14 protein-coding genes are annotated in these 16,910 nt (G+C 66.2%); 5 read left to right on the forward strand and 9 right to left on the reverse strand.

The window, feature by feature from the left end:
- Positions 1 to 2 precede the first annotated feature (2 nt).
- The 4 genes from AC1MGT_RS00705 to AC1MGT_RS00720 all read right to left on the reverse strand — a co-directional run bounded on the left by AC1MGT_RS00705 (position 3) and on the right by AC1MGT_RS00720 (position 4,788).
- Positions 3 to 1,391: an MFS transporter gene (locus AC1MGT_RS00705; protein ID WP_499502462.1), complete on the reverse strand. Its 1,389-nt coding sequence runs from the start codon at positions 1,389 to 1,391 to the stop codon at positions 3 to 5.
- 72 nt (positions 1,392 to 1,463) lie between these two features.
- Entirely contained in the window at positions 1,464 to 3,050 is a 1,587-nt protein-coding gene (locus AC1MGT_RS00710) for an aldehyde dehydrogenase (NADP(+)) (protein ID WP_499502463.1), read from the reverse strand.
- 2 nt (positions 3,051 to 3,052) lie between these two features.
- A complete protein-coding gene (kdgD, locus tag AC1MGT_RS00715) occupies positions 3,053 to 3,964 on the reverse strand; it encodes a 5-dehydro-4-deoxyglucarate dehydratase (protein ID WP_332531749.1) in 912 nt (303 codons plus the stop codon).
- 95 nt (positions 3,965 to 4,059) lie between these two features.
- The gene (locus AC1MGT_RS00720) at positions 4,060 to 4,788 is read right to left on the reverse strand and encodes a FadR/GntR family transcriptional regulator (protein ID WP_499502464.1); all 729 of its coding nucleotides are present in this window, start codon (positions 4,786 to 4,788) and stop codon (positions 4,060 to 4,062) included.
- 202 nt (positions 4,789 to 4,990) lie between these two features.
- Between AC1MGT_RS00720 and AC1MGT_RS00725 the strand changes: the two genes are divergently transcribed.
- From AC1MGT_RS00725 to AC1MGT_RS00745, 5 genes are all read left to right on the forward strand, one after another.
- Positions 4,991 to 5,689, forward strand: a complete 699-nt coding sequence (locus AC1MGT_RS00725; protein WP_499502465.1) for a FadR/GntR family transcriptional regulator — start codon at positions 4,991 to 4,993, stop codon at positions 5,687 to 5,689.
- A 90-nt stretch (positions 5,690 to 5,779) separates the two neighbouring features.
- On the forward strand, positions 5,780 to 6,499 hold the full coding sequence (locus AC1MGT_RS00730; protein ID WP_499502466.1) for a rhamnogalacturonan acetylesterase: 720 nt from the start codon (positions 5,780 to 5,782) through the stop codon (positions 6,497 to 6,499).
- Complete coding sequence (locus AC1MGT_RS00735) at positions 6,496 to 9,666, forward strand: pectinesterase family protein (protein WP_499502467.1); 3,171 nt, start codon at positions 6,496 to 6,498, stop codon at positions 9,664 to 9,666. The genes AC1MGT_RS00730 and AC1MGT_RS00735 overlap by 4 nt, the downstream gene beginning before the upstream one ends.
- 297 nt (positions 9,667 to 9,963) lie before the next feature.
- Positions 9,964 to 11,058, forward strand: coding sequence for a porin (locus tag AC1MGT_RS00740; protein WP_499502468.1), 1,095 nt, complete (start codon positions 9,964 to 9,966; stop codon positions 11,056 to 11,058).
- Positions 11,058 to 11,537, forward strand: coding sequence for a PaaI family thioesterase (locus AC1MGT_RS00745; protein ID WP_499502469.1), 480 nt, complete (start codon positions 11,058 to 11,060; stop codon positions 11,535 to 11,537). The genes AC1MGT_RS00740 and AC1MGT_RS00745 overlap by 1 nt, the downstream gene beginning before the upstream one ends.
- Before the next feature lie 11 nt (positions 11,538 to 11,548).
- Here the strand turns inward: AC1MGT_RS00745 and AC1MGT_RS00750 are convergent, their stop codons facing one another.
- The 5 genes from AC1MGT_RS00750 to AC1MGT_RS00770 all read right to left on the reverse strand — a co-directional run bounded on the left by AC1MGT_RS00750 (position 11,549) and on the right by AC1MGT_RS00770 (position 16,909).
- The gene (locus tag AC1MGT_RS00750) at positions 11,549 to 12,361 is read right to left on the reverse strand and encodes an IclR family transcriptional regulator (RefSeq protein ID WP_499504359.1); all 813 of its coding nucleotides are present in this window, start codon (positions 12,359 to 12,361) and stop codon (positions 11,549 to 11,551) included.
- 98 nt (positions 12,362 to 12,459) lie between these two features.
- The gene (locus AC1MGT_RS00755) at positions 12,460 to 13,665 is read right to left on the reverse strand and encodes a CaiB/BaiF CoA transferase family protein (RefSeq protein ID WP_499502470.1); all 1,206 of its coding nucleotides are present in this window, start codon (positions 13,663 to 13,665) and stop codon (positions 12,460 to 12,462) included.
- Between the two features lie 42 nt (positions 13,666 to 13,707).
- A complete protein-coding gene (locus tag AC1MGT_RS00760) occupies positions 13,708 to 14,529 on the reverse strand; it encodes an oxepin-CoA hydrolase, alternative type (protein ID WP_499502471.1) in 822 nt (273 codons plus the stop codon).
- Complete coding sequence (locus AC1MGT_RS00765; protein WP_499502472.1) at positions 14,526 to 15,689, reverse strand: acyl-CoA dehydrogenase family protein; 1,164 nt, start codon at positions 15,687 to 15,689, stop codon at positions 14,526 to 14,528. The genes AC1MGT_RS00760 and AC1MGT_RS00765 overlap by 4 nt, the downstream gene beginning before the upstream one ends.
- A gap of 11 nt (positions 15,690 to 15,700) precedes the next feature.
- A complete protein-coding gene (locus AC1MGT_RS00770; protein ID WP_499502473.1) occupies positions 15,701 to 16,909 on the reverse strand; it encodes an acyl-CoA dehydrogenase family protein in 1,209 nt (402 codons plus the stop codon).
- Between the last annotated feature and the right edge of the window lies 1 nt (position 16,910).

Here is a 16,910-nt window from a genome sequence, read left to right on the forward strand (position 1 = left end):
GATTACAACCCCTTGATTTCACGGTGCTGCGGCACCAGCATTTTCATGACTGTCCACGCCACCAGATAGGCCACGGCGCAGATCGAGAACATGATCATATACCCGGTCTGCAGCTGGCCGAGCGCGCCGTAATGGTCGAACAGCCAGCCACCGAGCTTGGTGAGCAGCACGCCGCCCAGGCCACCGGCCATGCCGCCGATGCCGACGACCGAGCCCACGCTGTGTTTCGGGAACATGTCCGAAACGGTCGTAAACAGGTTGGCCGACCAGGCCTGGTGCGCCGAGGCGCCAACGCCGATCAGGATCACCGGCACCCAGAAGCCCAGGTACCCGAGCGGTTGCGCCAGCAGCACGACCAGCGGGCACAGGGCGATGATCAGCATGGCTTTCATGCGGCCATGATAGATGTCGGCGCCCCGGTTCAGGAACCAGGTCGGCAACCAGCCGCCGCCGATGCTGCCTACCATCGTCATGCTGTACAGCACCGCGAGCGGGATGATCATGTCGGTGGCCGACATGCCGTATTGCGCCGACATGTATTTGGGGAGCCAGAACAGGAAGAACCACCAGACGCCGTCGGTCATGAATTTGCCGAACGCGAAGGCCCAGGTCTGACGGTAACCCAGCAGCTTGAACCACGAGCCCTTGACCGGCTTGCCGGTGGGCGCCGCCACCACGCCGGCGTCGCTGTTGATGTAGGCCAGTTCAGCCGCCTTCAGGCGTGGCTGGCGTTCCGGTGCATCGTACAGCCAGATCCAGAGGCCCATCCACAGGAAGCCAATGCCGCCGATGACGATGAACGCCGACTGCCAGCCCCAGTGCGCAGCGATCAGCGGCACGGTCAGTGGCGCCAGGATCGCGCCGACATTGGCGCCCGAATTGAAGATGCCGGTGGCGAACGAGCGCTCGCGTTTCGGGAAGTATTCGGCGGTGGCCTTGATCGCTGCCGGGAAGTTACCGGCTTCGCCGATGGCCAATACCGCGCGGCCGATCATGAAACCGGCCACCGCCACGGGCACCACGGCCAGGCCGATGCTGGTGAATACCGTGTTGACCGCTTCGCCGATGCCGATTGCGTACGCGTGGCCGATGGCGCCCAGCGACCAGACGACGATCGCCAGCACGTAGGCACGCTTGGTGCCCATGCGGTCGATCACGCGGCCGGCAAACAGCATCGAGATCGCATACACGAACTGGAAGGTCGCCGTGATGTTGGCGTAGTCGGTGTTCGTCCAGTTGAACTGCTCGGTGAGCACCGGTGCGAGCAGGCTCAGGACCTGGCGGTCCAGGTAATTGATGGTGGTGGCAAAGAACAGCAGCGCGCAGATCGTCCAGCGATATCTGCCCACCACCGACTGCGCCGGTGTTACGTCGATGACTTGCTGATTCATGATGATCAGTTCTTTTCAAGTTGGGTGACAGCCGGCGTCTCCTCCGGCTGGTGCTGCATCAGTCCTGGTACGTTACTTCCCCCCGGCTGCCTGCAACGCGCCGTCCTGCAGGCGTGCCAGGCCCAGCGGGTTGTCGTCGCGCAGTGCCTCGGGCAGCAGGCTGCCCGGTACGTTCTGGTAGCACACCGGCCGCAGGAAGCGGTCGATCGCGCTGGCGCCAACGGACGTCGTACGGCTGTCGCTCGTGGCCGGGAACGGGCCGCCGTGCACCATTGCATGCGCGACTTCGACGCCGGTCGGGAAGCCGTTGAACAGCACGCGGCCTGCTTTGCGCTCCACGATCGGCAGCAGCGCAGCAGCCAGATCGAGGTCGCCTTCGCGTGCATGGACCGTGACGGTCAGCTGCCCGTGCAGGTGTTCGGCTGCCTGCAACATTTGGGCGGCGTCGGTAAAGCGCACCAGCACCGCGCACGGACCGAACACCTCGTCTTCGAGCGCCGGGTTGCCCATGTACGTGGCGGCGTCGCACACATACAGCGCAGCCTGCGCAGCGCAGCCGCTGCCTTCGGTCGTGCCTTGCGCGACCAGTTGCAGGCCGTCGACGGCACCGAAGGCGGTCACGCCTTTCGTGTAGGCCTCGTGGATGCCGGCGGTGAGCATCGTGCCGGCGCCCTTGGCGCCCAGCGCCGCAGCGCTCGCATCTACGAAGGCATCCAGTTCGGCGCCGGCCAGGGCGAACACGAGGCCCGGGTTGGTGCAGAACTGGCCGACGCCGAGCGTCAGCGAATCGACGAAGCCCTGGGCCAGCGTCGCGCCGCCGGCCTGCAATGCAGCGGGCAGCAGGAACACGGGATTCACGCTGCTCATTTCGGCGTACACGGGAATCGGTTCGGCACGCGCGGCCGCGGTGCGCAGCAGCGCCAGGCCACCCTGGCGCGAGCCGGTAAAGCCCACAGCCTTGATCGCCGGATGGGCCACGAGCTGCTGGCCGACCGTGCGGCCGTCGCCGAACAGCATCGAGAACACGCCCTCCGGCAGGCCGCTGGCCTTGACGGCGCGCTGCACGGCGCGTCCGACCAGCTCGGACGTGCCGGGGTGGGCGCCATGCGCCTTGACCACGACCGGGCAACCGGCGGCCAGCGCCGACGCCGTATCGCCGCCCGCGACCGAGAACGCCAGTGGGAAGTTACTGGCGCCGAACACGACGACCGGACCGAGGCCGATTTTGCGCAGGCGCAGATCGGGCCGCGGCGGCGTGCGCTCCGGCATGGCGCTGTCGATGGTCGCGTCCATGAAATACCCGTCGCGCACGACTTTGGCAAACAGGCGCAGTTGGGTGACGGTGCGCATGCGCTCACCTTCCAGGCGCGCCTGCGGCAGGCCCGTTTCCAGTTGCGCGCGCTCGATCAGCTCGGGGCCGATCGCCAGGATTTCTTCGGCCACCATCTCGAGGAACGCAGCGCGCGCCTCGAGCGGCAGCGCGCGGTACGGGTCGAACGCTTGCGCGGCCAGCGTGCAGGCGCGCTCGACATCGTCAGGCGTCGCCTGGCCAAAGGCCGGCTCGAGATTCGTGCGGGTGGCCGGGTTGAAGCCGAACACCTCGCCGCCCGTGCCGCGCAGGCACGACTGGCCAATGATCATTTCACCGAGGATGGTCATGATCAGATGGCTCCCTGCTTCTGGATCAGCGCCAGCAGCATCGCGTCTTCTTCGGCCGTCAGATCAGTCAGCGGTGGCCGCACGGGGCCCGCGCCATGGCCGACCAGGCGTGCACCGGCCTTGATGATCGAGACGGCATAGCCGGCCTTGCGGTTGCGGATCTCCAGGTACGGCAGGAAGAATTCGTCGATCAGGCGGTTGGTGGTGGCGGTGTCGCCGGCAGCGGTGGCGTGATAGAAGTCCATCGCCAGTTGCGGCACGAAGTTGAACACGGCCGACGAATACACCGGGGTGCCCAGCGCCTTGTAGGCGCCGGCATAGACTTCGGCGGTTGGCAGGCCACCCAGATAGCTGAAGCGGTCGCCCATGCGGCGCCAGATCGAGACCATCAGTTCGATGTCGCCGATGCCGTCCTTGAAGCCGATCAGGTTCGGGCAACGGTCGGCCAGCTTGGCCAGCGAATCCGGGGTCAAGCGGCAGGCTGCGCGGTTGTAGACGACGACGCCGATCTGCACGGAGCGGCACACCGCTTCGACGTGCGCGACCAGGCCGTCCTGGCTGGCTTCGGTCAGGTAGTGTGGCAGCAGCAGCAGGCCCTTGGCGCCCTGGCGCTCGGCTTCCTGTGCGTGGGCGATGGCGGTGCGGGTCGGACCACCGCAGCCGGCCAGGATCGGCACCACGCCGGCGCAGGTATCGACCGCCGTCTTGATGATCTGGCCGTATTCTTCACCGTTGAGCGAAAAGTATTCGCCCGTGCCGCCGGCAGCAAACAGCGCGGTCGCGCCGAACGGCGCGAGCCACTCGAGGCGCGCGGCGTAGCCCGCAGGGTTGAAATCGCCTTGGGCGTCGAAGTCGGTGATCGGGAAGGAAAGCAGGCCGTGCGACAGGGTTTGCTTGAGTTCCAGGGGATGCATGCGAAAGTCTCCGTTCAGTGTGTTTGTGTTGACGACTAGGTTGTAAGTCATCGTACAACTGAAATGGTTTAGCCCGCAAGCAAAATATTGCTGGCTCAGCCGATTGCATTTTCCAGACGGCGCTGTGCCTGCACCAGACGTTCACGGCTGTTGGACAAATGGGTGCGCATCGCGGCGCGCGCGGCTTCCGGGTCGCGCCGCTCGATCGCGCGGAAGATATCGTCGTGTTCGCGGCTGACGCGCTCGAGGAAATCGGCGGGCTTGTCCTGCTCGAGCCCGGGTGTGTTCAAGCGCGCGCGCGGGATGATGGCGTTGCCCAGCTGGGCCAGGATATCGACGAAATACCGGTTGCCGGTGGCCTGGGCGATGAGCAGGTGGAAGCGTTTGTCGGCCTCCACCGCCGAGATGCCTTCGGCCATCGCCTGCTGCATTTCATCCAGCGCGCCAGCCAGCTCGCGCACCTGTTCTTCACTGCGACGACTGGCTGCCAGCCCTGCCGTTTCAGTCTCGACGCCGATGCGCAATTCAAGAATCGCCAGCACGTCGCGCAGCGTCAGGATGTGTTCGGCATCAAGCCCCAGGCCCGTCTGCGGGCGCTCCAGTACGAAGGTCCCGATGCCGTGCCGGGTCTGCACCAGGCCGGATGCCTGCAGGTGTGAAATCGCCTCGCGCACGACGGTGCGGCTGACGCCATGCTGCGCCATCAGGGACGACTCGGTCGGCAGCTTGTCGCCGGGCTTGAGGATGCCCTGCTTGACCGCTGCGCCGACCTGTTCGATCACGCCCTGGGCGAGATTGCGCTGCCTGCGCTGCGTGGGGACCATGGCTGCTCGCTTCAAATAAGGACTGGATGGGCGCGATTATACCAACAACACCGCACGCCGAACTTAGATGTCAGACATCTTATGACCAGTCATCCTTTCTTCGCAGTATTGGTAGGTCCGCCTTGCGGGATTGGTCTGGCCAAATTAGAATCACGGGACGATTCCCTCCACCCGGCAACGCTGCCGGGAGCGCCTGCCCCCGATGAAAAAACTACCCGCGTCCACCGAGCCAAACCAGCCCGAACCACGACTGTATCGCGTGGTCGCCGCCCGCATCCAGGAGCTGATCCGCGACGACAAGATCCAGCCCGGCACGCGCCTGCCTGCCGAGCGTGAACTGGCTGCCAAGCTGGAAGTGAGCCGTGCATCGCTGCGCGAAGCGCTGATCGTGCTCGAGCTGTCGGGCATCGTCGAGGTGCGTGGCGGCTCCGGCGTGTATGTCAGTGAAAAGGCGGTGGCACCCGCCGAGGTGCCCGAAGAAGGCCCGGGACCGTTCGAGGTGCTCGCTGCGCGCCGCATGATCGAATCCGAGATCGCTGCCCTCGCCGCCAAGAATGCCACTGACCGCGACATCGACGCGATCCTCAAGGCCGTCGAAGAGATGGAGCGCCAGCACGACGACCGCGCCAGCAACGAACATGCCGACCGCAACTTCCACCTCGCGCTGGCCCGTGCTACCGGCAACACGGCAATGGTGGGCGTGATCGAATACCTGTGGGCCCAGCGCGGCAGCCTGTGGCACAAGCTGAAAGAACACTTCCAGACCGAAGAGCTGCGCAAGCAGACGCTGCTCGACCACCGCAACATCCTGGCCGCGATTGCGTCGCACGACGCCAGCGGCGCCCGCGCCGCCATGCGCGCGCACCTCGAACGCGTGACGCGCACGTTCTCGCGCGGCTAGATCTCATTTACCTCGCAGGATCAAATGGCCTGACCGCTTGCTTAATTGGTCAGGCCAAAATAGAATCGGCAAACTTTGTGGAGTTTGCCCATGCTGCTTGATCGCGCCCTTCCCTGTCTGCTCATTTGCGCTGCTGCCAGCGCCCACGCCGCGTCTGCAGCGGCGCCGCCAGTGCGGATCATCCTCGTCGGCGACTCCACCATGGCCAGCAGCACGGGCTATGGCGACGCGCTGTGCGCCCGCTTCTCGCCCGAGACCGCATGCATCAATCTGGCGCGGGGCGGACGCAGTTCCGGCAGCTTTCGTGCCGAAGGCCGCTGGGATGAGGTCGAGGCGCTGCTGCGCGCACCGGCCGGCTTTAACGCCACGTATGTCCTGATCCAGTTCGGTCACAACGACCAGCCGGGCAAGCCGGGACGATCGACCGATCTCGTACACGAATTTCCCGCGAACCTGGCACGTTATGTGAACGAGGCGCGTGCGCTTGGCGCCGTGCCCGTGCTGGTGACGCCGCTGACGCGCCGCAGTTTCCGCGGCGGCTGGGTACAGGACGACCTGGCGCCGTGGTCGGCAGCCGTGCGCCGCGTCGCCACCGCCACGGAGGCACCGCTGGTCGACCTGAACCGGCTGTCGATGGCCGATGTGCAGGCCATCGGACCAGCACGCGCGGACGCACTGGCCAGGGCTGGTGCCAACTTCGACCATACGCATCTGGGGCCAGCGGGCGCTGCGCGTGTCGCGGCCACGATGACGGGCGCGCTGCTGCGGGCGGCACCACCCCTGGCGCGCGTACTCGGGAGCGCACGATGAGCGCCGCGGTTGCCGCACTCGCGCTCGCGCTGGCCGGCGCCGGCACCATCACTGACACCATGACTGCGCGGCAGCATGCGCCGGACGACGGCTGGGCCGCGCAGGAGGGCGGCACGCGTGGCGGCGCGCTGGCTGCACCCGCCAACGTCTACACCGTGCGCACCGCAGCGCAACTGCGCGACGCGCTTCGCGATATAACGTCGACTCCGGCGCCAGCACGTATTGTGCGCGTGGCCGCAGCGATCGACATGAGCGAAGGCCGGCCATTCGCCGACAGCCAGGACCAGGCGCGCCGCAGCGTCGTTCGCATCCCGGCCAATACCACGCTGCTGGGCGTCGTTCCGGGCGCCGGCTTCGTCAATGCGAGCCTGGTCATCTCCGGCGTGTCGCAAGTCATCGTGCGTAACCTGGCGCTGCGCAATCCGTGCGATATCGCGCCACGCTGGGACCCGCAGGATGGCGCCAGGGGCAACTGGAATTCGCAGTACGACGCCATCAGCGTGACGAATGCGCACCACGTCTGGATCGACCACAACCGCTTCACCGATGCACCGGTTACGGACGACACGCAACCGGTTGAAAACGGCATGCCGAAGCAGTGCCACGACGGCGCGCTCGATATCACGAGCGCATCGGACTTCGTCAGCGTCACCTACAACCACTTCGCCCTGCACGAAAAGAACACGCTGGTGGGCGGCGCCGATCGCGCGACGGGCGACCGCAGCCACCTGCGCGTGACGTTCAAGGGCAATCTGTTCGAGAATGTCAGCGAGCGCGCGCCGCGTGTGCGCTATGGCCAGGTCCACCTGCTGAACAACTACCACGTGGGCGACCGCGCCCATCCGGCTTACCCGCATGGTTACAGCGTCGGTATTGCGCACGAAGCGCACGTCATCTCGCATGCGAATGCGTATGCAATCGCGGGCGCCGCCAAGTGCGGGCACGTGGTGCGCGATCCCGGCGGCAGCCTGGCCAGCAGTCGCGGCGTGTATGCCGATACTGGCTCGCTGCTGAATGGGCAGCCGCTCGCTGACTGCGGCTTCGGGGGCGACGTCGGCTGGCGCGTGCCCTACTCGTTCGCGCCACTGCCTGCGGCCGACGTCGCGCAGCATGTACTGGCGCACGCCGGCCCGCGCGTCCCCGACGCCGGCGACGGCGTGGTCGACGTCAAGCTGGTCGTGAAGAACGAAGCGGCGCCTTTCACGCTCAAGGCACGCCAGGACGCCAACGGCCGCTGGCAGGGCGCCAGCATCGCGCTGGTCGACGGCGGCGCGGCGCTGCAGATTGCGCTGCTCGAAGGGACTGGCGCAACCACGGTGCGGTTGAAACAAGTGCGGCGGCGCGCGCCGCTGGCGGGGCAGCCGGTCGTGCTGCGCTTTGCCAGCCAGGCCGGCGAGGTGTCGCTGTGGCTCGATGGCGAGCGGGTGACGTCGGCGCGGATCGCGCCGGTGCCGGCCGAGCAAGGGGCAGCATGGGACGCTGCGCAGCACACGGTGCTCGACGTGCGTGACGGCCCGGCGGCGCTGCCAGCGGCGGGCGTCCGGCTGAAACTCGCGACGACCTCGCTGGCGCTGCAGGCTGGTGACCCGGCGCAACCCATCGCGGTCTCGGGGCACGACTTGCGCGCAGCCTCGTCCGATCCGCAGGTCGCCACGGTCGAACTGCGGGATGGCGCCGTGTACGTGACGCCGCGGCAGCCCGGCCGGTCAACCATCACCGTGACCGGCGGACCGTGGCAGCAAGCGGCGTTCGAGGCCCATGTCGGCGCCCCGTCGCATGTGCCGGCGCGCACGCTGCTTCCGCAAGCAACGCTGCAGCCTGCGCACGCCGAACGCGGCGTGCCGCCGGACACGCCCATCCGCCTGACATTCAGGCACGCGCCGGTATTGAGCGGCACCGGCAGCGTGCGTGTCGTGCGGCGCCACGATGGTGCACTGGTTGCATTGGTCCGGCCTGGCGAGACGGTCCTGACGCTTGGCCCGGCCGGTCGCCACCGCGTCGTGCGCCATCACGCCATCGACATCGAGGGCAACACGCTGCGCGTCCGTCTGCCGCAGCAGCTCGCCACCGATACCGACTACGACGTGCTGGTCGATGCGGCGCTGCTGCGCGACCGCCGTTTCAAAGGCGCACGCTGGACCTTTCGCACGACGCCCTATCGCCCGGTTGGCGACAGCGTGACCGTCGACGACGATGGCCGCGCCGATTTTCGCACCGTCCAGGGCGCGCTGGACCACGTGATGACACTGCCGCGCACCAGGCCGGTGACGGTCAATGTCCGCGATGGCGTATATCCCGAGCTGCTTTATCTGCAGGGCAAGGACAACGTGATGCTGCGCGGGCAAAGCCGTGAAGCGACCATCATCCGCGCGGCGAACAGTGAAGCGCGCAATCCGGGCTCCGGCGCCGGCCAGGACGCGGGCAGCACTGGCATCGGTGGCGGACGCGCGCTGTTCCTGGTCCAGGACAGCGACCTGCTCGAGATCCGCGACATCGCGCTGCATAACACGACGCGGCGCAGCGCTGACCCGTCAGCGCAGGCCGAAGCCCTCTTCTTCAGCAACGACAAGGGCCGGCTGATCGTGCGCAATGCCCATTTGACGAGCGAGCAGGATACGATCCAGCTGACCGGCCATGCGTGGATCTACCGTTCGCTCATCGAAGGCAACGTCGACTTCATCTGGGGGTACAACCGCGCCGCGCTGTTCGAAGAAAGCGAACTGCGCAGCGTCGGCGACAGCGCAGCCCCGACCCAGGGCGGCTATCTGGTGCAGGCCCGCACCGTCGCCCGTGACGACCCCGGCTTCGTGTTCCTGCGCTCGCGCCTCACCTCAGGTAGTGGACCGGCCGGCAACCTGCCGCCGCCGGGCAGCACGTATCTGGCCCGTTCGCCCGGCACCCCGCACACCTGGGACAACGTCGCCTTCATCGGCTGCACGATCGGCGCCCACGTCGCCCGCAGCGCGTGGCTGCGCGACCCGCCGCCGAACCCGGTGCAAGGCACTGCGCGTGCCGGCTGGCGCGAAGCGGGCAATACGTTCGCCAACGGCGCGGTGGCGGAACTTGGCGGATACGAGATGGACGAGCACGAAGCGCGACAACTGGCCAACCGGGGCGCCGTATTCTCGGGATTCAATGAGGGTGAAGGATGGGATCCGAAGCCCTGAGCGGGCGAGTGCATTTCAGCGACACCTGGCGACGCTGCAAGCGCTCTCATTTCGCCAGGCAGAATGGTTGGTTCGCCTCTCAAAACCCTGTGTACCGGTTTCGACACGTTTTGCGCCTGAGTGCGCCAAGACTTGGCCCGGGCGCGAATACCTGTTGACACTGCCAAACGGAAAAACCTACAGTTTCATTATTGAAGATCTGGTTCCGCAAAGAGAAACCCGCTTCATGGATCTGTCGTTGGCCATTGTGGTGGCTGGCGACGAGCCGGCACCATCACAATAATGGAGACAGCCCGAGTGAAGAAACACATCATCGCAATGGCAGCGCTATGCGCCTGCGTATCAGCCGCACCGACCGCGTCCGCGCAATCGGCGATTACCCTTTACGGCATCATCGATGCCGGCCTGACCCGCCTGACCAACGACGGCCCGCAAGGCGACCAGACCAAGGTCGATACCGGCCAGATGCAGGTATCGCGCTGGGGCATCAAGGGCCAGGAAGACCTGGGCGGTGGCATGAAGGCGCGCTTCGGCCTGGAAGGCACGCTGCTCAATGACACGGGCGGCGCCGGCACCGTCTTCGGCACCCCATCCGGCTCCAGCCTGTTCGACCGCGAAGCCACGGTCGGTATCGTCACCAACTACGGCGCGATCGACATCGGCCGCCAGAACATCGTCGGCATCATGTCGGTCGGCATGGCCGATCCGCTGGGCCTGGGCTTTGCCTCCAGCAGCCCGAACGTGCTGTTCTCGGCAATGAACAACGCGGCCGTGTACGGGCCCTATGGCGCCAACAACGGCGGCACGGCCCTGCGCCAGAACAACTCGGTCAAGTACACGTCACCCGTGTTCAAGGGCCTGAGTTTCGCCGTGATGCGCGCTTTCGGCGAGCAGGCGGGCAACGCGCAGAAAAGTTCGTACCAGGGCGGCGCGCTGCTGTACAACACCGGCAAGCTGGCCGTTGCCGGCGCCTATGCGCGCATGAAGAACATCACTGACACCGACCTGCTCACGTCGCACGCGTATGGCATCAAGTACGCGTTCCCGGGGGTGACGCTCAAGTCGACCTATTCGTGGAATGAACTGCGCAGCACTGGCCGCAAGATCGCGGTGCTCGGCGTCGGCGCCGATGTGCCGGTGGCGCCGGCCTTCCTGGTCACGGCCGCGGCCTACCAGGTCAAGCGCTCGGGCGACCTGAAGGACGATGCACAGCAATTCATCCTGATCGGCCGCTACCTGATGAGCAAGCGCACGACGGGCTATGTCTCGGTGGGCCACGCCGCGACCGACAGCATCGTCAAGAGTGACCAGATCAACCTGGCCCAGAACTTCGTGGCGGTCGGCAGCGACTCGGCCAACCGGTTCACGATGGGCATCATGCACATGTTCTGATGACGACACACGACGACGCGCATTCCGTACCACCCTCCGCCCCGCCCGGCTTTGAACGCCTCAACCGCGGGGGGCCTTACATGGCCAATCTGGGCGAGCTGTATTGCCGCAAGGGTGAGGCCGAGCGCGAAGGCGAGATCGTGTTCGCGATGCGCATCGAGGACAAGCACACCAATATGCGCGGCATCGCGCATGGCGGGATGCTGGCCAGTCTGGCCGATTCCGCACTTGGTCTCGGCTTGACGCTGTATTGCGAAGGGCGCCAGTCGTTCGTGACCGTCAACCTGAGCACCGATTTCATCGACGCGGCCAGGCCCGGCGACTGGGTCGAAGCGCATGTCGAGGTGCAGAAACTGGGCAAGCGGATGGCGTTTGCCAACTGCTTCCTGCAGGTCGGCGCGCGCCGGATCCTGCGCGCCAGCGGCGTGTTTGCGGTGATGAACGCGTTGAATCCTGACCAGCTGACGGCCGGATATTGAGCGCCGCCTGATTACGACTCGAGGCGCCGGGCAACCTCGATCAGGCGCGGGCGCACTTCATCGAGCAGGAAGGCGGTCGACACGCTCGACGAGGGGCCGCCGCAATTGATCGACATGATCTGGCTACCACCGATCGGCATGAAGCCGACCGCGATCCCGTTGACGTCCTTCTGCCAGTCGCCGAACGACGTCGTGCAGCGATACGTCTCGTAGTCGCTCAAGCCCTTGGCAAGACCGGTGCGCATGGCTTCGAACGCAGTTTCGTCCAGCTCCAGCGACCGGCTCAGGATATCCCTGCGTTCATTCTCGGCGGCCCGGGCCAGATAGGCACGGCCGATCGCCGATGTCGCCAGCGGCATGCGCGAGCCGACCTGCAGCGCCAGCGCCAGCGCCGCGCTGCTGCGGCACACTTCCACATAAATCATCGACAGCCGGTCCCGCATCGCGATCGACACGGTGGTGCCGGAGAATTCGGCCAGCTCCTGCATCATCGGGCGCGCCAGTTGGCGGATATCGAGCCGGGCCAGCATGGCGCTGCCCAGGCCGAGCGTGGCGCTGCCGAGCGTGTAACGCCCGCCGGGTTCCTGCGCCAGGTAGCCGAGCGTAGTCAGCGTGTAGGTAATCCGGGTGACCGTGGACTTGGGCAAGCCGCAGCGCTCGGCAATCTGCTGATTGCTCAGCCCCTTGTCGGCTGAGCGAAAGCAGGCCAGGACCTCAAGGCCGCGCGCCAGCGCCGTGATGAAGTAGCGCTCTTCGGCGCCACGCGGCGCCTCGGCCGCATCATGCGCCTGGACATCATCAGGAAGGGTGTCGCTCACTGGCATGGGAAGGCCCTGGATAAGAATGGTGGTCAAATTCCATTCTAATCCAGTTCATTTCGCCATGCAAAACCAGCAGGCAGTATCGATGCGTATTGACGTTGTTAAACGACACCGCGCTCGCGCAAGCCGGCCAGTGTCTCGGTCGACAGGCCGAGCAACTCGTGCAGCACGTCGTCCGTCCCCTCGCCCAGGCACGGCGGCGCGCTGCGTATCGGCAGGCGCTCACCGTCGAAGCGATAAGGCGAGGCCAGTACAGAAACGCTACCCACTTCAGGATGCGGCATTTTCTTGACCAGGCCGCCCTGCTGAGCACGGGTCGACGTCAATGCTTCATGCAGTCCCGCGACCTCGCCACACGGAATACCGACCCGGCTCATACACGCAAGCAGGTCGCTGCGCGTACGCTGCGCCAGTTCGCGCTTGATCTCGGGCATCAGTTCGTCGCGGTGCTGCGTGCGTGCCAGGTTGGTCTTGAAACGCTCATCCAGCGCGATGTCTGGCCGCGCGATCACGTCGTTGCAAAAGCGCACGAACTGGCTGTTATTGCCCACTGCAACGACCAGTGGACCATCCTTTGCCTCATACACGCCATACGGCATGATCGACGGATGCGCATTACCGTAACGCGGCGGATCGTTCCCGCGCAGCAGCGCTTCCAGGCCGTAGTAGGCGGTGATCATCAGGCCGCAGTCGAACAATGCCATGCCGATGTGGCGGCCCTTGCCCGTCTTCTCGCGTTCGTACAGCGCCGCCAGCACGCCCTGCGCCGCGTACATCCCCGTCATCATGTCGACTGCGGCGACGCCAAATTTCAACGGCGGCTGCGTCGGTTCACCATTGAGCGCCATCAGGCCCGATTCGCCCTGGATCACCAGGTCGTAGCCGGGCCGCGCAGCTTCCGGGCCGGTGCGGTCGTAACCCGTGATCGAGCAGTAGATCAGGCCCGGCTGCTCGTCCTTCAGGGCGTCGTAGCCCAGGCCAAGGCGTTCGATGTCGCCGAACTTGAAGTTCTGGATCACGATGTCGCTCTTGCGGATCAGATCCCGGGCGATGGCTTGGGCCTCGGGGGTTTTGAGGTCGAGGCACACCGAACGCTTGTTGCGGTTGACGCTATTGAAGTACGCGGTTTCGGTGGCGCCGATGCGCATGCCCCAGTCGCGCGTGTCGTCGCCGCGCTCCGGATGCTCCACCTTGATCACTTCGGCGCCCAGGTCGCCCAGCACCATCGCGCACCACGGCCCGGCCAGCACGCGCGAGAAATCCAGTACGCGCACGCCGGACAGAGGCAAAGCAGATTTGTCAGTCATAACACTCCAGATACCCGGCCTCTCCAGGAGAGCCGGCAAACGTCATTCTTGTGGCCGATCCGTGGCTGCAGCGCCCCGCAGCGCCGCGAAAGCGGGCGCGCGCTTGTCAAAGAAGGCCGCAATGCCTTCCTGCGCTTCGTCGTCGCCCTGCGACTGCACCATCAGCGCGGCTTCCAGGTCGAGCTGCGCGGCCAGGCTTGCGGCCCCGGCATTCTCGCACAGCACCTTGATGCGCCCGTTGGCATTGACTGGCCCGGCGGCCACGCGCGCCGCCAGAGCCAGCGCCTCGGCCAGCGCCTGCCCCGGCGCGGCCAAACGGTTGACCGCGCCCAGCGCATGGAGGCGCGCGGCCGGCAGGCGCTCGCCCAGCAGGCATAGCTCGGTCAGCAACTGGCGCGACATGCAGCGCGACAGAAACGCCGTCGCGCCGCCATCGGGGCTCAGGCCAACCTTGACATACGCCATCGAAAAGAACGCATCGTCGGCCGCGACCACCATATCGCACGCCAGCGCCAGGGACAGGCCCGCGCCGGCCGCCCCGCCCTCGACCGCGGCAATCACCGGCTTCGGGCAGGCGCGCAGCGAGCGCACCAGGTGGTGCAGGCGCTCGACCTTTGCGCGCCGCTCGTCCGGCGCCAGCGCGCGGCGCGTGGCCAGCTGGCGCAAGTCGCCACCGGCGCAGAAAAAGTCGCCGTCGCCGACCAGCACGATGGCGCCAATGGCCGGGTCCTGCGCCGCCTGTTCGAGCGCGGCCGGCAGCGCGTCGTACAGCGCCGGGGTGATCGCATTCTTCGCCGCCGGATTGCTGTTGACGAGAATGCGCACCGCACCGTCCGTGCGCATCACGATGCCAGGGGCAGTCATGCGGCTGCGGTCTCGCTGGTTTCAGTAGACTCGCGCCCGAGGGCAATGTAGCGCGCCAGGTGATGGTCTTCGTCGCCCAGCTGATGATCGATCATCACCAGTCGCTTGGCGTAGTGCGCCAGCGGCAGCTCCCAGGTCATGCCGATACCGCCGTGCAGCTGAATGCATTCTTCCGCCACCAGCGTGCCGATCCGGCCAATGCTGGCTTTCGCCGCCGACAGGCTGCGCTCACGCGTGATGCGGTCGGCGTCCAGGGCAGACGCGGCATTGATCACCGCCGAGCGGGCCTGCTCGATCTCGAGCAGCAGGTCGGCCATGCGGTGCTGCAGCGCCTGGAAACTACCGATCACGACGCCGAACTGCTTGCGCGTGCGCAGGTAGTCGAGGGTCGCTTCCTTGGCCGCTTCCATCGCGCCCAGCGCTTCCGCGCACAGCGCCAGCACGCCGCGGCCCACGGCGCGCTCGAGCGCCGCAAAACCCTGGCCCGGCTCACCGAGCAGCGCGTCAGCGCCGACCTTCACGCCGCTGAAGGTCAGCTCGGCCACACGGCCGCCGTCCATCGTCGGTGAGCCCACCATCGACAGGCCGGCCGCATCGCCAGGGACCAGGAACAGCGAAATACCCGCTTCGTCATCGACCGCGCCCGCGGTGCGCGCCGACACGACGATCCACTGAGCCTGTTCAGCGTTGGCCACGACGGCCTTGGCACCGTCGATTACCCAGCCATCGCCGTCGCGGCGCGCGCTCGTCGCAACGCGCGCCAGTTCGTAATGCGCGCCCGGTTCGTCGTGGGCAAACGCGGCGATGACTGACGCATCGGCGATGCTTGCCAATACCTCTTTTTGCGCATCGCTGCCAGCTGCCGCAATGGCTTCGGCCGCCAGCACGGCGCTGCCCAGCAGCGGCTCGAGCACCAGGCCACGGCCCAGCGCCTCGAACACGACCGCGATGTCAAAACCGGCCCCACCGAAGCCGCCGTCTTCTTCACGCAGCAGCATGCCCACCACACCCAGTTCGGCGAACTGCTGCCACATGGCGTTGGAAAAGCCTTCTGGCGAGGCGGCGATCTTGTGCCGCGCTTCGATGTGATATTGCTGGGCGATGAAGCGGTTCAGGCTATCGGCCAGCATGCGCCGTTCTTCTGTATGTTCGAAGTTCATGTCGCTTGCCCTTACAGTCCGAGGATCATCTTGGAGATGATGTTTTTCTGGATCTCGTTGGAGCCGCCGAAGATCGACAGCTTGCGGTTGTTGAAGTATTGCGCCGACGCCGCGACCGCAAAATCTGGCCCGAAGCTTGGGCCATCATTGGCCGCATCGAGCATGTCCTGCGTGAACGGCCGCGCATACACGCCCATCGCGCGCCGCGTCAGCGCATTGATCTCCTGGCGGATCTCGGTGCCCCGAATCTTGAGCATCGAGCTCTCCGCACCGGGCACGCCACCGCCAGCCACCGCCGCGATCACGCGCAGATTGGTGGTCTTCATGTTTTCCAGGTCGATCTCGACAAGCGCCAGGCGGCGCGCGAAGCCCGGATCGTCGGCCAGCGGCTTGCCGCCGCGCGTCTGCTCCTGCGCGATGCGCTTCAGGCGCGCCAGCGCCGCCATCGAGAAGCCGACCCCGGCGATATTCGTGCGCTCATAGGTCAGCAGGTATTTGGCGCAGGTCCAGCCGCGATGCTCTTCACCGACCAGGTTCTGCACCGGCACCCGCACATCGGTGAAGAACACTTCGTTCACTTCGCGCTCGCCATCGAGCAGTGTGATGGGCCGCACGTCCACGCCCGGTGACTGCATGTCGATCAGCAGGAAGCTGATGCCCTCCTGCTTCTTGGCGCCCGCATCGGTGCGCACCAGACAGAAAATCATGTTGGCGTGCTGGCCGAGCGTGGTCCAGGTCTTCTGGCCATTGACGATGTAATGCTCGCCCTCGGCGTCCACACCGCGCACGGCGCTGCACTTGACCGCCGCCAGGTCAGAACCGGCGCCCGGCTCCGAATACCCCTGGCACCACCAGTCCGAGCCATCCAGGATGCGCGGCAGCCAGTAGTCCTTCTGCGCCTGGTTGCCGTACTTGATCAGGACCGGGCCCAGCATGTTCACGCCGAACGGCACGATGCGCGGCGTATTGGCCAGCGCGCACTCGGTCTCGAAGATGAATTTTTCAATGGCGTCCCAGCCCGGGCCGCCGTATGCTTCCGGCCAGTGATTCGCCAGCCAGCCGCGCTCATTCAGGATCGCATGCCAGCGCTCCATGTCGGCCTTCGACAGGTGCTTGCCATTGGCGACCTTGCTTGAGAGGTCCTGCGGCAGCTTCTCGGCCAGGAATGCCCGTACCTCGTCGCGAAAGCGCTCTTGCTCAGGGGTGAAATGTAAATCCATG

The organism is Telluria sp. BA11 (assembly GCF_056680305.1).

Excerpts from the sequence above, each read along its gene's own strand:
- AC1MGT_RS00705 (WP_499502462.1), bottom strand. The coding sequence starts at position 1,391 with ATGAATCAGCAAGTCATCGACGTAACACCGGCGCAGTCGGTGGTGGGC.
- AC1MGT_RS00755 (WP_499502470.1), bottom strand. The coding sequence starts at position 13,665 with ATGACTGACAAATCTGCTTTGCCTCTGTCCGGCGTGCGCGTACTGGAT.
- AC1MGT_RS00730 (WP_499502466.1), top strand. The coding sequence starts at position 5,780 with ATGCTGCTTGATCGCGCCCTTCCCTGTCTGCTCATTTGCGCTGCTGCC.
- AC1MGT_RS00710 (WP_499502463.1), bottom strand. The coding sequence starts at position 3,050 with ATGACCATCCTCGGTGAAATGATCATTGGCCAGTCGTGCCTGCGCGGC.
- AC1MGT_RS00720 (WP_499502464.1), bottom strand. The coding sequence starts at position 4,788 with ATGGTCCCCACGCAGCGCAGGCAGCGCAATCTCGCCCAGGGCGTGATC.
- AC1MGT_RS00760 (WP_499502471.1), bottom strand. The coding sequence starts at position 14,529 with ATGACTGCCCCTGGCATCGTGATGCGCACGGACGGTGCGGTGCGCATT.
- kdgD (WP_332531749.1), bottom strand. The coding sequence starts at position 3,964 with ATGCATCCCCTGGAACTCAAGCAAACCCTGTCGCACGGCCTGCTTTCC.
- AC1MGT_RS00745 (WP_499502469.1), top strand. The coding sequence starts at position 11,058 with ATGACGACACACGACGACGCGCATTCCGTACCACCCTCCGCCCCGCCC.
- AC1MGT_RS00750 (WP_499504359.1), bottom strand. The coding sequence starts at position 12,361 with ATGCCAGTGAGCGACACCCTTCCTGATGATGTCCAGGCGCATGATGCG.
- AC1MGT_RS00725 (WP_499502465.1), top strand. The coding sequence starts at position 4,991 with ATGAAAAAACTACCCGCGTCCACCGAGCCAAACCAGCCCGAACCACGA.
- AC1MGT_RS00735 (WP_499502467.1), top strand. The coding sequence starts at position 6,496 with ATGAGCGCCGCGGTTGCCGCACTCGCGCTCGCGCTGGCCGGCGCCGGC.
- AC1MGT_RS00765 (WP_499502472.1), bottom strand. The coding sequence starts at position 15,689 with ATGAACTTCGAACATACAGAAGAACGGCGCATGCTGGCCGATAGCCTG.
- AC1MGT_RS00770 (WP_499502473.1), bottom strand. The coding sequence starts at position 16,909 with ATGGATTTACATTTCACCCCTGAGCAAGAGCGCTTTCGCGACGAGGTA.